The following is a 14,664-nucleotide window of genomic DNA, read 5'->3' on the forward strand; positions in this document are numbered from 1 at the left end:
AAATGGAGACCACCCTTGCTATAGTAAAACCCGACGGTGTCAAGAGAGGGCTTATAGGAGAAATATTAAAAAGATATGAAAACAAAGGTTTAAGGCTTAAAGCGGCAAAAGTAATAACTCCAACAATTGAGCTTTTAGAAAAGCACTACGAGGAACACAAAGGCAAGCCTTACTACAAACCTTTAATACAGTACATGTCCTCAGGTCCTGTCTTTGCAATGGTACTAGAAGGAGAAAACGCCGTAAAAATAGTAAGACTTTTAAATGGTGCCACAAAAGTAGAAGAAGCACTTCCTGGGACGATAAGAGGTGATTTTGCCATAAGCACCACTTTTAACATCATACACGGCTCAGATAGTATTGAATCTGCAAAGAGAGAAATAGCACTGTGGTTTCCTGAATTAGCATGAATATTTTTGTGGACAGGGCATAAACTCTAATAGAGAAAACTATTGGAGGTATACCTTATGCCCAAAATAACAGTAGAAAGTAAAAATAACCAGTATGGAATCATCTACGGAAGAATTGATGACTATAACTGGTACGCATTGGTACAAAAAGAAAAAGTAAGTTACGGAATAAATCCTGTTACTTTAGAAAAAGGAGATGGGAAAGTTTCAAGATTGTTTGTTTACAAAAAATTTTCTTCCAAGATTCCCAATGACTTTATAAAATCAGTAGTGGCTGATTACAGACATAAATGGAATTGGTTAGAAAAAGACAAAAAAGAGCTAATAACAAGATTAGTAAATTATTTAGAACTTCGATATTCTCTAAAAGTATTAAAGTCTAAGGCGAAGTGACTTCACTTCGCCTTAGTTAATGGTACTATATAAGCAGTATAAAGATTGTTAAATACAAATTCTATTGAAGAGAAAAATACCACCACCAGCCAATCATAGCCAGTAAGCACTGTTGTCCTAAACACAACACTTAAAGGTGGAACATATATTGTAGCTAAGAAAAGCAAAAATGATGTTAAAACTGCTAACACCAAGTAAGGATTAGTAAAAATCCCTATCTCAAAAATTAAATTTCTTTCTGACCTGCACTCAAAGGCGTGTATCAGCTCTACCATCACTAATGTAGCAAAAGCTACAGTCCTAGCTTTTTCCAATGTCCCATAACTTAATGCAAATACATATGCTCCAAGAGTACTTACTGCCATTAAAAATCCCACTATAATGATTCTTATACCCAACCCTCTTGAAAACACACTTTCTTTAGCGTTTCTTGGTTTCATCATCATTATATCTTTTTCAGGAGGATCCATCCCCAGAGCTAAAGCTGGTAACCCATCAGTAACAAGATTGACCATTAATATTTGAATTGGAGCAAGAGGCAATTTTAAGGCCATTAAAGCTGCAAAAAACATAGTCAAAACTTCTCCAAGATTACAAGAAAGCAAAAATCGTATAAACTTTCGTATATTGTCATAAATTATTCTTCCCTCTTCAACAGCTGCCACAATAGTAGCAAAATTATCATCTAATAAAATCATAGAGGAAGCCTCTTTTGCAACTTCTGTTCCTCCTTTTCCCATAGCAATACCTATATCTGCCTCTTTCAAAGCTGGAGCATCATTTACACCATCCCCTGTCATAGCTACTGTAAAACCTTTGTTTCTAAGGGCTCTGACAATTCTGAGCTTATGTCTTGGGGTTACTCTTGCATAAACACTAATATTTGTACAAGCTTTCTCAAGGTCCTTATCGCCCATGTTATCTAAATCCTGCCCTGTGATTACTTTATCATTTTCCCCTAATATTTTTAATTCTTTTGCTATAGCAGTTGCAGTAATCTTGTGGTCACCTGTTATCATAACCGGCTTTATTCCTGCCATCTTGCATTTTAAAATCGCCTCATATACTTCCCTTCGAGGAGGGTCTATCATCCCTTCCAATCCTACAAAAACCAAATCTTTTTCTATAAACTCCGCAACCATTGGAAATTTAGGAGGAAGCTTTTTATAAGCAAAGGCCAATACTCTTAAAGCTTCCCTGCCAAAACTTTCATTGATATCTAATATTCTTTTTTTATCAAAAACAGTAAGTGGCACTTCTTTTCCTTCTGTATATTTATATGTACAAAGGTCCAACATTACATCTGGTGCACCTTTTACATAGACATATTTTTCACCGCTTATCTCCACAATAACGGACATCCTTTTTCTATCTGAATCGAAAGGAATTTCCTCCATTCTTTTAATATTTTCTACCAATTCAAGAGAAAGTCCTGATTTCATTGAAAAAGAAAGTATAGCAGCTTCGGTAGGGTCTCCTAAGTATTTTTCTTCTTCTAAAGTTTCTTTGCCAATTTTTATCTTTTCCCTCTTAATCTTTGCATTATTGCACAATGCTCCTATCTCCAACATCTTTCTAAAAGCGCTTCTCTCTTTATTTCTCATTGTAGTAAATTCTTTACTTTTATCACCTTTTACTTCAAAAACTTCTTCATCGCAAAACACTTTTGTCACAGTCATTTTGTTCTCTGTCAAAGTACCTGTCTTATCCGTACATATTACATTAGTGCATCCCAAAGTTTCAACAGCAGGTAATTTTCTTATTAACGCATTTCTTTTAAGCATCCTTTGTACCCCAATAGCCAAAGAAACTGTAACAACAGCAGGAAGTCCCTCAGGAATAGCAGCAACTGCAAGACTTACACCTGATAAAAACATATAATATAAAGACTCTCCTCTTATTATTCCTAATACTATTACAATACCGCATATAGCAAGAGCTCCAGCTACTAACACTTTTCCAAGTTTATTAAGTCTTTTTTGTAATGGCGTTTCATCTCCTTCAATATCTTTAATCATCCCTGCAATTTTCCCCATTTCTGTTTGCATACCTGTAGCAGTTACAATAGCTTTCCCTCTTCCTTTCGTAACAATCGTACCCATATAAACTACATTACTATTAGTTACTGCCGCTCTTTTTACATTGTTTACAGCTTCCTTGTGGACAGGGACTGACTCACCAGTCAAAATCGATTCATCCACTTCTAAATTATGACTTTCTATCAAAACAGCATCTGCTGGAACTTTATCTCCCGCCTCCAATATAATAATATCATCTATTACAATCTGAGAAGCCTCTATCTCTTTTTGTTCTCCATCCCTCAAAACTTTTGCAATAGGCGCTGCAAGTTTTTTTAAAGCTTCCAAAGACTGCTCTGTTCTATATTCTTGGATAAATCCTAATACAGCATTTAAAATGACGATTATCGTTATTGTCAAAGCATCCGCTAATTCTCCCATCAAAGCAGAAATTAAAGTTGCTGCCAATAAAACCATCACCATAAAATCTTGAAACTGGTTTAAAAATATTTGCAAAGGACTAACTTTGTGCCCTTCCTCCAATATATTCGGCCCATATTTCAATAACCTTTTTTGCGCTTCTTGACTATTTAAGCCGGTAAAGTCAGTTTTATCAAAGTAGTAAATTGTTTGTTGCATTTGCTTCTTACCGTAAGACATCCCAATCCCCTTTCTTAAACTTTTTGCTCTCTAAATAAAATATGAGGGCATTCTAAAAAACATGCCCTCATTCTTTTAAACTTTGCCATCCATCTCTTGCAAGATTGACTATTAAATTATGTCGAGACTTGTCAGGATGATTTATAACTTTATTATACCATTTTAATGCCTCTTCTTTATTGCCTAACATTCTATTAAGTTCTGCTATCATGTATATAAGAAGTATTTCTTCCTCATATATATCCGAACCACTATAGGCTTTTATATAAGAATCCAATGCATATTTCAAATATTTTTCTTCATTTACCTTATCATTTAAAATCCTATATATCCAAGCAATTCTAAGACAAGTCTTCGCAAAAACTATGGGTTTATCTTCTTTTATCTGGGAACAATATAAAGCCAATAAATAGGTTTCTAACGCTTTTTGAGGTGTTCTTTCACCAGAAAATTCTCTTTTAACCCACTTAGCCGTTACCAGTGACAGGATTTTTTCCTTTTTGTCATTAGTTATTCTGTCAAATTCAGATTCCAAAGCAGCATATCCACAATTTGGGCACACAATAACCTCATAAAAGAAAGGATTAATGCCATCTTTATATTTAGTATAAAAATCTCTTTCTCTTTCTTCCACCTTCAATTGTGAAGTCCTTACTTTAGTATATGTAAATTCTCTCTTACACACTGGACATACGGCTTTTTTCTCGTACAAATATTTGTTCTCCAATATTACACCTCCGTCCAACATTAGTCCTATTAAATATTTTAACATACTCATCAACATTTTTCGACATTCTCTAGATAAAAAATTAGCTATCTGCAAAAGTTGAAATTATTTGTGATTTATTATTCCATATGTAAGGCCAATAAGCATAATAATGCCTCCATAACCAGCAATAGGATATAAATAATGAACAAGTTTTGCAAAACCAAACCTACTAGCTATAAGGGCTATTCCTCCCGAGGCAACAGTAAAAATCTTATATTTCACTGACCCAACTTCTGTAAACCTTGCCGCAAACCCATATAGATTTCCAACAGCCGTAGTATATATTTCTGCAATCAAAATAAAACTGTATACAAATTTCAAAACCGGTGAAATATTACCAGCAACATAAAGCATGGGTATCTCATATAAAGAAGCAGTAGGCATATTTATAAGAATTGTAAAAAATATCAAAAACGCACCTAATCCTAATCCCATTCCTCCTAATATAGCTCCCCATCTTAGTTTTGACCTGTCGTTGGTTTTCTGTCCAAGAGGAGCAAGAATGGCAACTGCCATCAAAAGATTATAGGAAGCATAAAGTACTCCCGACAATGCAAAATTTTTTACTGCAGCTTTAAAAGGAAAGTCAGCAATTGTTATAACCGTAATGTCTGGTCCATAAAAAAGGGAAAAAGTACCCACAATGATTATGGCAAGCAAGAGCAAAGGCACTACAAAAGAAATGGCAGAAATAACTCCTCCAATTCCTGTTAATACTGTTACAACCGATAATACTGCCATTACTACACCCCCAAAAGTAGAAGGAAGCCCAAATTGCTCTTCAAAAATTGCACCACAACCTGCTATCATTGCAGATAGTGCTCCAAACAAAAAAAATGTAACTACTAAATCTATCACTCTTCCAAATAAAGGTCCCCCAGCCTTCATGATGACCTTTTTATAGGAAGAGGCATTAAGCCTGTTACCTAATCGTAAAATTATATACCCATAAAACACAAACATAAAAACAGCAATTACAAGCCCTATAGTTCCTTTTACTCCGTGATATGCAAAAAACTGCAATATTTCTTGTCCCGAAGCAAATCCCGCCCCTACTACTGTTCCTATATAGCTTGCAGCAACTTTAAAAGCCGAAATCTCTTTTCTACTCAAAAAAATCCCGCCTTTCTTTCTATTTTAAATATATTTTTGGCGGGATAAAAAATATTATTCTTTTTAAAAAACTATTTACTTTTTATTAGAAAATGAGTTAAAATAATAGTTGTGCCATAACAAAATATTCTAGTACGTTTTATGAGGTGAAACAAATGAAAAGAAAGAAATGGTTTATTTTCTTTTTAATATTATCTATTGTAGCTTCAGGAGCCTTTTTTGTATATTATAAATACATACGTATAACAAAACATCCAGAGAGTGTATTTAACAATGATAATAAAAATAATATTTCCAATTCTGAACAAGCATTACCTAAAGACAAAGTATATATTGCCTTTTTAGGCTTAGATAAAAATGATGAAAGAGTACACACTCTAGGAAGTTTTAGGACTGACACTATAATGATATTTTCAATTGATTTAAATGATAAAGTCGTAAAAGTTCTTTCCATTCCGCGAGATACATACGTAGATATTCCCGGATTTCATAAAGACAAAATAAATGCTGCATATGTATATGGCGGTATGGGAGAAAAAGGTTATGCTCTTAGCTTAAAAACCATAAGTGATTTTTTAGGTATCGATGTGCCTTATTACATTTCAATAGACATGCAGACAATACCAGATATTGTAGACGCAATCGGTGGAGTACCCCTCGATGTAGAAGTAAATATGCATAGCCATGGAGCCAACTTAGATAAAGGATACCAAATTTTAGATGGGCAAAAGGCTTATCAGTATCTAAGATGGAGATATGACCCCATGGGAGATATAAACAGAATTAAAAGGCAACAAAAGTTTATAATTGCCTTTGCCAACCAGCTTAAAAGTAAAGCAAAAGATGTTTCTACTTATATAAATTTATACAATACTTTTAAAGGAAAGTTGTACACTAATCTCAATTATGAGCAAATACTTGCCTTAATATACGCTGTTAAAGACATATCACCAGATTCGATAGAAAAATTCACAGTGCCAGGAGACTTTTATGATTTAAATGGAATAAGTTACTGGAAGCCAGATATGGAAAAATTAAACGAGGTGCTTCAAGAATTCACAAAATAAAGAGACGCAGCTAGAAGCGTCTCTTTATTTTGTGAAACCAACTTAGTTTCTTTTTTATTGGTTCTATCACTTCAATATCTTCACCATTAATCACTTTTTGACTATTACTAATCAAATAGTCTATGTAGGCATCTTCAATTCCTTCTTTTTTTAAAGTCTCTAAAGCTTTTGATATCTTAGGCGCTCTTCCCCTTGTTGTATGAGCATCAGAAGCTATAAAATGCACCATATTGTGTTTTATAAGCTCTAACGACTTATACCTTATCTCATCTCCAAACAAGCCTGTAATGCTTGTAGAATTAATTTGCATAAGCGCTCCTTCGTTAATTAACCTATATATTATATCAAAATCTCCTTTAACATATGAATATCTTTCTATGTGAGCTATAATAGGAGTAACTCCTATCACCTTAAAGTCAAATATTACATCCTCTATGTATTCCGGATAACTAGCTACCGGTAATTCTATCAAAATATATTTACCCATATCGTTTATTGACATAACTTCTCCTTTTTTATAACTTTCCACTAATGTAGGAGAAATAAAAGCTTCACACCCTGGAATTATCTTTAAATCTATGTGATTTTGAATTAAAAACTCATTTAACTGCTGACAAGCATTTAAAATACTCTCTTTTGATATTTCATGCTCATATTCTATATAATGAGGTGTCGCTACAATTGACTCTATACCATCTTGTACTGCAATAAGTGCCATTTCCTTGGAAATGTCCAAGGACTCAGCACCATCATCAAGATTAGGTAATATATGACAATGTATGTCCACCATTATCTTTTCCTTCTTTTCCTATGTTGTGGTTTATTATCATCATAATAATAGTAATAGTAGTATCCTCCATGACTTTCTTTTACTCTGTTGAGTACAACCCCAAGGATATTAGCTTTTACACTTTCTAAAATCTCTTTTGCTCGGCTAACTGCTCCAATCTCTGTCTTCCCAGCTTGTATAACAAGTATTACCCCATCAACAACAGGTGCTAATACTACTGCATCAGTTACAGTAACAACAGGAGGACTATCTATAAATACATAGTCGTAATTTTCTTGAATACTACTTAATAATTTTTTCATTCTATTAGAACCCAACAGCTCAGCTGGATTAGGTGGAATTGGCCCAGAAGTTAATATATGTAAATTACTGTAACTGGTATCTACATTTAAATAAGCCTCATAGTCCCCTTCATCTATCAGTAAATTTGTTAAACCTCTACTATTAGACAAATTAAAAGTTTTATGAACTGTGGGATTTCTTAAATCTGCATCTATTACAATAACTTTACTTCCTGTCAAAGCTACAGAATAGGATAAGTTTTTGACAATAGTACTTTTCCCTTCATTTGGAAGCGAGCTGGTAATCAATATACTTTTAACTTTTCTATCTACACTGGTAAATTGCAAATTAGTTCTTAAAGCACGAAAAGCCTCAGCAAAAGGCGATTTTGGATCTGCTACAATTGGATTTCTTGCTACTACCATTCATTTTCACATCCTTACCTAAATTTAATTTTTTATTTCGGGAATGACACCTAATACAGGTAAGTCCAAGTATTTCTTTATATCTTCTGGGCTTTTTATAGTTCTATCCATATATTCCAATAAAAATACAATAAAGACGCTTATCATAAAGCCTAAAATAGCAGCTACCGCAATATTCAAACTTGTTTTAGGACTAATTTTAGAGGTTGGTGGAATAGCTTTATCAATTACTTGCACATTATCAATGTTCATTATTTTTACAATGTTTTCCACAAATGAATCCGCAATCGCATTTGCTATTTCTGCTGCTTTACGAGGGTCACTATTTTTTACGCTTATCTCAATAATCTCTGTGTTACCTTTAGCTGCTACATCTACACTATTTTTTAATTGGTCAACAGTTAGAGGTAGTCTCAGTCTCTCAATTACTGGCTGCAAAACCCTCCTGCTTTTAACAAATTCACTATAAGTGGCAGCTAGCATCCTACTAGTTTGTATATCTTGAACTTGTATCTGACTATTGTTAAGCGCGGAACTTTGTGTTCTGCTGACTATCAAAGAAGTACTCGCTTTATACACAGGAGTAGCAATGAAATATGAAAATATCCCACTAATTATCGTAGCTAAAAGGGTAATAATTACTATCATTTTTGTCCTTTTTCTTATAATCAGGAAAATTTCTCGCAAATCAATTTCCTCTTCTGCTATTTTTAAACCCCCTTTTATCCTTTCCTTTGTATACAATTTGCTATAAAAGCAAAATTCAGTTCTTTTTAAATTTTTTTGCTATTTTACTTTTGTAACCGCAGCCTCCTTTTCGATAGCTGTTAAATTGTCAACAAGTTCTAATAAATACCTCTTAAAAGGTTCACTTAAGTCCTCTCTTTTTAGAGCATACTCAACAGTTGCCATAAGGTAACCTAATTTATCTCCCACATCATATCTCTTGCCAATAAAATTATAGGCGTAAATTGCTTCATAATTTAAGAGAGTTTTTAAAGCATCTGTAAGCTGTATTTCACCTCCTGCTCCTGGTGGCGTGTTTTCCAATATTTCAAATATTCTTGGTGTAATTATATATCTTCCCAAAATAGCGATGTTAGAAGGCGCCTTTTCTTTTTTAGGCTTTTCCACAAGGTCTTTGACTTTGTATAATCTATCCTCAATAATAGCAGCGTCAACTATTCCATATTTATCTACATCCTCATACGGCACCTCTTGTACCCCAATAATAGAACAGTTGTACCTTTCGTATTGGTCAATCATCTGCTTTAAAACCGGCACTTCTGAATCTACTATGTCATCTCCTAAAAGTACTGCAAAAGGCTCATTTCCTACAAAAGATTTAGCACAGTAAATAGCATGTCCCAACCCTTTAGGTTCCTTTTGCCTTATATAGTGAATGTTCACCATATTGCTAATATCCTCTACAAGGTTAAGTAAACTTTCCTTGTTTTTCTTTTTTAACTCCAGCTCCAACTCCACAGATTTATCAAAATGGTCTTCTATTGCTCTTTTATTTCTGCCAGTTATTATAAGGATATCCTCAATTCCCGATTGAATCGCCTCTTCGACTATATATTGAATAGTGGGTTTGTCCACAATTGGAAGCATTTCTTTAGGCTGAGCCTTGGTAGCAGGCAAAAACCTCGTACCAAGGCCTGCAGCCGGAATTATCGCCTTTCTTATTTTCACTGTTTTTTCCTCCCATGCAAGTTTTACAGCTTATTTAAACTCTACGCTAAATTTAGCTAAAGCTTCTGAAAGCTCTTTTTTAATCGCTTCAAGTTTTTCTTCTGTCTTTGCCTCACATCTCACAATAAGCTCTGGTCCTGTGTTAGAAGCTCTAACCAGTCCCCATCCTCCATCAAACAACACTCTTGCACCATCAACATCTATAATGTTGTATCCTTTTTCTTTAAAGTATTCAGTTACACCTTTTACCACATCAAATTTTTTCTCATCGTCACATTCTAACCTTATTTCAGGTGTTGCAGGATATTTAGGAACATCAGCTAAAAGCTCAGACAAAGATTTATCTGTATTAGAAAGTATTCGTAAAAGCCTTGCAGCAGCGTATGCCGCATCATCAAACCCATAGTACTCATCTGCAAAAAACATATGACCAGACATTTCTCCTGTAAACACAGCACCTAATTCTTTCATTTTTGCTTTTATGAGGGAATGCCCTGTTTTGAAGAAGATAGGTTTGCCTCCCAATCTCTCAATTTCTTCTACTAATGCCTGAGAACATTTCACTTCTACAATGGCATCAGCGCCGGGATGTTTTTTCATTATTTCTCTCCAATAAAGAATCATCAACATATCTCCCCAAATTACATTGCCTTTATCATCTACGACGCCGATTCTATCACCGTCACCGTCAAAAGCTATACCCAAATCTGCGTTTACCCTCTTTACTTCTTCAATTAAATCTTTTAAATTTTCTTCTTTTACTGGATCTGGAAAATGGTTTGGAAATGTAGGATCAGATTCACAATAGAGAGGATATACTTCACAACCTAAATTGTATATCACATCAGGATAAAAATATGAACCTGTGCCATTCCCACAATCGACAACAACTTTAAGCTTTCTGTCGCCTAATTTAACCTTTTCTTTTATCATATTAATATACGAATTAATTGGATAAGCATACTTCACATTTCCTGTACCTTCTTCAAATTCGCCTTTTTCTGCTATATAGTAAAGTTTTTTAAGTTCATCGCCATAAATTGTAGAAGGTCCTACCATAACTTTGAAACCATTAAATTGTGGCGGATTGTGGCTTGCAGTAATCATCATCCCTGCTTGATAATTGTACAGGACATTAGAATAGTAAAAAGCTGGAGTCGTCAAAACCCCTACATCTAATACATCACAGCCTGTAGAAGTAAGTCCTTTAATCAAAGCATCTCGTATAGGTCTTGATGATAATCTATTATCTCTGCCTACCAGCACATCCTTAATTCCTTTTTGTCTCACATATGTACCAAAGGCCTTCCCTATAAGCTCAGCACTTTCAACAGTCAAATCATCTTCCCATACGCCTCTAATATCATACATCCTAAACATATTTTCATTCAACTTCATTTGTCTCAACCTCCTTTTTTATGCCATACAATTTAATTATATAGATAATACTGAAAATCCTCAATACACAATCTTCACAAAATTGTTTCTTGACTTTATGCAAATATGTCAACAAGCATAAACCAGACTCCTTTGCTGCTCAGATACATTTTCCATCACTTCAATAGCTAAATCTACACTTTTTAGCTCACCTGCTATACTAAATATAACTTTTGCCCTCTTTTTTCTTTTGTCTATTTTCTTAATAAGCCCTTCATACCCTTTTAATGGTCCTTCAATTATCTTTACTCTTTCTCCTTCCATTATACCTTTCGACAAATCTATTAAATCAGAATTTTTAGTAAGAGATAAAATTATTTTCATCTCCTCTTCTTTTACAAAAGCAGGCCTTTTTCCTTCTTTCAGAAAAATACCTCTTTTTAAAACTTCAGATATTTTATAATATAAATCATCACTCATCTCGGCATTTACAAAAACATATCCAGGAAATAAAAGTTTAATTTTTTCCACTGGTTGTCCTTTTACTCTCTCTATAATTTTTCTTTTCGGAATAAGCAATTTCACTTCCTCTTTAAAGCAATTCTCAATAATATCTCTAACTTTGTTCTCATAACCACTTCGAGTAAAAATAACATACCATTTTTTCATTTTTCTACACCCCATTTTATAATTTTATCTCTTATTCTTACAAAATTCAACATATAATTCCTAATTATGATATAAATAAGTATGCAAATGGAAACTTGAAAAACTCGACCATTGTGCTATATTATAATTATTCGAAACAAATTAACGTTTAAAGGGGGACTTTTTATGCAAATAGAACACAAAAGATAAAAGACATAAAACTAAAGGGCGGGCATTCAGAAAAATACCCACCCCAACTCTTGACAAAGAGCCTTTAAAAAATTTTTTATAAAATAAAAAGGCTTAAGAGTTAAGCCTCAAGAAATATTTATAAAAACTCAAATCATCAGTAAGTTCGGGATGAAAAGAGGTAGCAAGCAAATTATCTTGCTGTGCTGCCACAATTTTACCTTGGTGCTTCGCAAGTATCCTGACACCATTCCCTACATTTTCTATATACGGAGCCCTTATAAAAACCGCCTCTATCTCATTATTGGAAACTGCTGGTATTATAAGCTTTGTTTTAAAGCTGTCAAGTTGACTGCCATATGCATTTCTTTTAACTGAAATATCCATTATTCCAAGGTGCACTTTGTCATCATTAACTATATATTTTGCCATAAGTATCATGCCAGCACAAGTGCCCCATATGGGAATTTTCCTCTCATTCAGCTTTAAAATAGCATCTTTGAGTCCAAAATCTACAATCATTTTCCCTATTGCAGTGCTTTCGCCACCCGGTATAATCAATGCATCTAAGCTTAGCAGAGTATTTTTGTCTTTTGCCAAAACAGCTTCTACACCATCTATAAGCTTTAATTTTTCAATATGTTCTCTAACAGAGCCCTGAATTGCCAATACTCCAACGCGCAAACTACCATCCCCTTGAAGCATATAGATCTTTTTCATCAAGTTTTCTTATATCAATACTCTGCATGGCTTCTCCCAATCCTTCTGAAACTTCTGCCAATATTTCTGGTTTGTCGTAATAGGTTACAGCTTTTACTATAGCCTCTGCCATTTTTTCAGGATTTTGTGACTTAAATATTCCAGAACCAACAAAAACACCATCTGCACCAAGCTGCATCATTAAAGCCGCATCCGCTGGTGTCGCAATCCCTCCTGCCGCAAAATTTACAACCGGAAGTCTCCCATGTTGTGCAACATATTTTACAAGTTCATATGGCGCTTGAAGTTCTTTAGCAGCAGCCATAAGTTCGTCTTCTCTTAAAGTAGTAAGCCTTTTTATTTCGGCATTTATTATCCTCATATGCCTTACTGCTTCTACTACATTTCCTGTACCTGCTTCTCCTTTTGTCCTTATCATAGAAGCACCTTCCCCTATACGCCTTAGTGCTTCTCCAAGGTTTCGTGCCCCGCACACAAAAGGTATCTTAAATGCCCACTTATCTATATGGTACATCTCGTCTGCAGGGGTTAAAACTTCGCTCTCATCAATAAAATCTATCCCAAGTGCCTCTAAAATCTGTGCTTCCACAAAATGCCCAATTCTAACTTTTGCCATAACAGGGATTGATACTGCTGCCTTTATCTCCTTTATTATTTTAGGATCTGACATTCTTGCGACTCCGCCTCTTGCCCTAATATCAGCTGGAACTCTCTCTAAAGCCATAACTGCAACAGCCCCTGCCTTTTCAGCAATAACCGCCTGTTCTGGTGTTGTCACATCCATTATGACTCCACCCTTTAGCATTTGCGCAAGGTTTTTATTAAGCTCATATCTTTCATTCATTGTTCTATTCCTCCTTACAATTGTATTGTCATTTTATATATCTTAATATCAATTGTACCTATTAAATCGAAACAAATCAATCAGAACATTATAGATACAAAAAAAGAATGCATAACGCATTCTAATCCAAAAGTTCTCTATACAATTTCATTAAACTTTCATTTATATTGTTTATCTCACTTACATCAAAAATAAATTCTTGATAGTTTAACTCGTCTTCAACTTCTCCCCCCTGAAACATACGCAATCTACAAGAAATTTAGTTTTTTCCGTCTCAACTAAATAGCATGAGCCTGTAACTTCTTTAGTAGCTCCCAAAAAACTTATTTTCACAATAACGTCTCCTTTCATATTAGGAATAATAATTTTCTTCGATCCATTTATTTATATAATGTATATATCTAACAAAATCATCCAAATGGTTCTTTAATATGTCAACAATTACCTTCTCGTCAATTTTCATATAATCATGTACAAGTATATTTCTAAAAGAAACCATGTTAGAAATATTTTTGGCAAAATTTTCTGGCAAAATGTTTGCTTTACCTAATAATAAAACCGTTTCTCTATAGGTATCGGGTTTTTCTAAACCAAGAGAAGAAATAATTATATTGGCTATATCAATAACACATTCTATAGATATTTGAATTCCTCTTTCTATTCCCCAATATTTGAGCATATCCTCTTTTATATTTTCTTTATTTACTTCTTGCGATACTTTTTTTAACAATATTAAATTTTTTTGTAACTCTTTTATTTTAGAATTTATTGTTTCTATTATACTTTTAGTCACTATTATCACCTACAACACTTTTTACCCATTCTTTAATAACATCCATCTGCACTTTTCTAAAATATTCCATGTCCATATATTCTCTTAGAGTTTTAACCTCAAATTCCACCTTTACATCTTCATTTTCTTCAAAAATAAGTTTGCCGTGCTTTATTACTTGATGCTTAAGCACTGGATTTGCAGAATTTAATATTACCAAATCTATATCATCTCGTTTAAATATTGAAACCAAATCGCCAATTAAAGCAAGTTTGTCCATAGGATCATATCCATTCCCTAAAAGTACCGCAATATCAAGATCACTATTTTTTGTATTAGTGCCTTTACTATATGAGCCAAAAACATATATCAACTTTATGTCATATTTACCCTTTAAATATTGCAAATTTCTCTTAAATATTTCTTCCACTTCTTTTAAATCTCTCTGAACCACTACAGACACCTCTTTAAGAAGGCATTATTACCTTAATT

16 protein-coding genes and 1 pseudogene are annotated in these 14,664 nt (G+C 33.8%); 3 read left to right on the forward strand and 14 right to left on the reverse strand.

The features are described 5' to 3' along the window. Positions 1-2 precede the first annotated feature (2 nt). Both ndk and THEBR_RS07875 read left to right on the forward strand, forming a co-directional pair. A complete protein-coding gene (gene ndk, locus THEBR_RS07870) occupies positions 3-410 on the forward strand; it encodes a nucleoside-diphosphate kinase (RefSeq protein ID WP_003867735.1) in 408 nt (135 codons plus the stop codon). Positions 411-467: 57 nt separating this feature from the next. After that, complete coding sequence (locus THEBR_RS07875) at positions 468-803, forward strand: hypothetical protein (RefSeq protein ID WP_003867736.1); 336 nt, start codon at positions 468-470, stop codon at positions 801-803. Between the two features lie 2 nt (positions 804-805). Here THEBR_RS07875 and THEBR_RS07880 read toward each other — a convergent pair whose 3' ends face one another. The 3 genes from THEBR_RS07880 to THEBR_RS07890 all read right to left on the reverse strand — a co-directional run bounded on the left by THEBR_RS07880 (position 806) and on the right by THEBR_RS07890 (position 5,363). Then, positions 806-3,481 (reverse strand): calcium-translocating P-type ATPase, SERCA-type, encoded by a 2,676-nt coding sequence (locus THEBR_RS07880; protein WP_009052670.1) that lies wholly within the window; start codon positions 3,479-3,481, stop codon positions 806-808. A gap of 67 nt (positions 3,482-3,548) precedes the next feature. Then, entirely contained in the window at positions 3,549-4,265 is a 717-nt protein-coding gene (locus tag THEBR_RS07885; protein ID WP_003867739.1) for a DUF2225 domain-containing protein, read from the reverse strand. Positions 4,266-4,313: 48 nt separating this feature from the next. Next, positions 4,314-5,363, reverse strand: coding sequence for a YkvI family membrane protein (locus THEBR_RS07890; protein ID WP_012269483.1), 1,050 nt, complete (start codon positions 5,361-5,363; stop codon positions 4,314-4,316). A 155-nt stretch (positions 5,364-5,518) separates the two neighbouring features. On the opposite strand from THEBR_RS07890, the gene THEBR_RS07895 reads away from it, so the two are divergent. Beyond that, positions 5,519-6,430, forward strand: a complete 912-nt coding sequence (locus THEBR_RS07895; protein WP_009052672.1) for an LCP family protein — start codon at positions 5,519-5,521, stop codon at positions 6,428-6,430. 10 nt (positions 6,431-6,440) lie between these two features. Here THEBR_RS07895 and THEBR_RS07900 read toward each other — a convergent pair whose 3' ends face one another. From THEBR_RS07900 to mntA, 11 genes and pseudogenes are all read right to left on the reverse strand, one after another. Beyond that, a complete protein-coding gene (locus THEBR_RS07900) occupies positions 6,441-7,220 on the reverse strand; it encodes a tyrosine-protein phosphatase (protein WP_003867743.1) in 780 nt (259 codons plus the stop codon). Further along, positions 7,220-7,927 carry a CpsD/CapB family tyrosine-protein kinase gene (locus tag THEBR_RS07905; RefSeq protein ID WP_009052673.1) on the reverse strand — a complete coding sequence of 236 codons (708 nt, stop codon included), beginning with the start codon at positions 7,925-7,927 and terminating at the stop codon, positions 7,220-7,222. Before THEBR_RS07905 ends, THEBR_RS07900 begins: the two co-directional genes overlap by 1 nt. A gap of 24 nt (positions 7,928-7,951) precedes the next feature. Beyond that, complete coding sequence (locus THEBR_RS07910) at positions 7,952-8,635, reverse strand: YveK family protein (protein ID WP_003867745.1); 684 nt, start codon at positions 8,633-8,635, stop codon at positions 7,952-7,954. 78 nt (positions 8,636-8,713) lie between these two features. Further along, the gene (gene galU / locus THEBR_RS07915; protein WP_009052674.1) at positions 8,714-9,622 is read right to left on the reverse strand and encodes a UTP--glucose-1-phosphate uridylyltransferase GalU; all 909 of its coding nucleotides are present in this window, start codon (positions 9,620-9,622) and stop codon (positions 8,714-8,716) included. A 30-nt stretch (positions 9,623-9,652) separates the two neighbouring features. Further along, positions 9,653-11,020 (reverse strand): phosphoglucosamine mutase, encoded by a 1,368-nt coding sequence (glmM, locus tag THEBR_RS07920; RefSeq protein WP_003867748.1) that lies wholly within the window; start codon positions 11,018-11,020, stop codon positions 9,653-9,655. Positions 11,021-11,128: 108 nt separating this feature from the next. Continuing rightward, positions 11,129-11,668 (reverse strand): antiterminator LoaP, encoded by a 540-nt coding sequence (loaP, locus tag THEBR_RS07925; protein WP_012268781.1) that lies wholly within the window; start codon positions 11,666-11,668, stop codon positions 11,129-11,131. Between the two features lie 282 nt (positions 11,669-11,950). After that, positions 11,951-12,520, reverse strand: a complete 570-nt coding sequence (pdxT, locus tag THEBR_RS07930) for a pyridoxal 5'-phosphate synthase glutaminase subunit PdxT (protein WP_012268782.1) — start codon at positions 12,518-12,520, stop codon at positions 11,951-11,953. Position 12,521: 1 nt separating this feature from the next. Continuing rightward, positions 12,522-13,400 (reverse strand): pyridoxal 5'-phosphate synthase lyase subunit PdxS, encoded by an 879-nt coding sequence (pdxS, locus tag THEBR_RS07935; RefSeq protein WP_003867751.1) that lies wholly within the window; start codon positions 13,398-13,400, stop codon positions 12,522-12,524. Positions 13,401-13,569: 169 nt separating this feature from the next. Beyond that, positions 13,570-13,733: pseudogene (locus THEBR_RS12690) on the reverse strand (MBL fold metallo-hydrolase); the annotation flags it as partial. 19 nt (positions 13,734-13,752) lie between these two features. Continuing rightward, on the reverse strand, positions 13,753-14,193 hold the full coding sequence (gene hepT, locus THEBR_RS07940) for a type VII toxin-antitoxin system HepT family RNase toxin (RefSeq protein WP_003867752.1): 441 nt from the start codon (positions 14,191-14,193) through the stop codon (positions 13,753-13,755). Beyond that, the gene (gene mntA / locus THEBR_RS07945; protein ID WP_009052678.1) at positions 14,186-14,626 is read right to left on the reverse strand and encodes a type VII toxin-antitoxin system MntA family adenylyltransferase antitoxin; all 441 of its coding nucleotides are present in this window, start codon (positions 14,624-14,626) and stop codon (positions 14,186-14,188) included. The genes hepT and mntA overlap by 8 nt, the downstream gene beginning before the upstream one ends. Positions 14,627-14,664: the final 38 nt, after the last annotated feature.

It is taken from the genome of Thermoanaerobacter brockii subsp. finnii Ako-1 (assembly GCF_000175295.2).
In the GTDB taxonomy this organism is placed as follows: domain Bacteria; phylum Bacillota; class Thermoanaerobacteria; order Thermoanaerobacterales; family Thermoanaerobacteraceae; genus Thermoanaerobacter; species Thermoanaerobacter pseudethanolicus.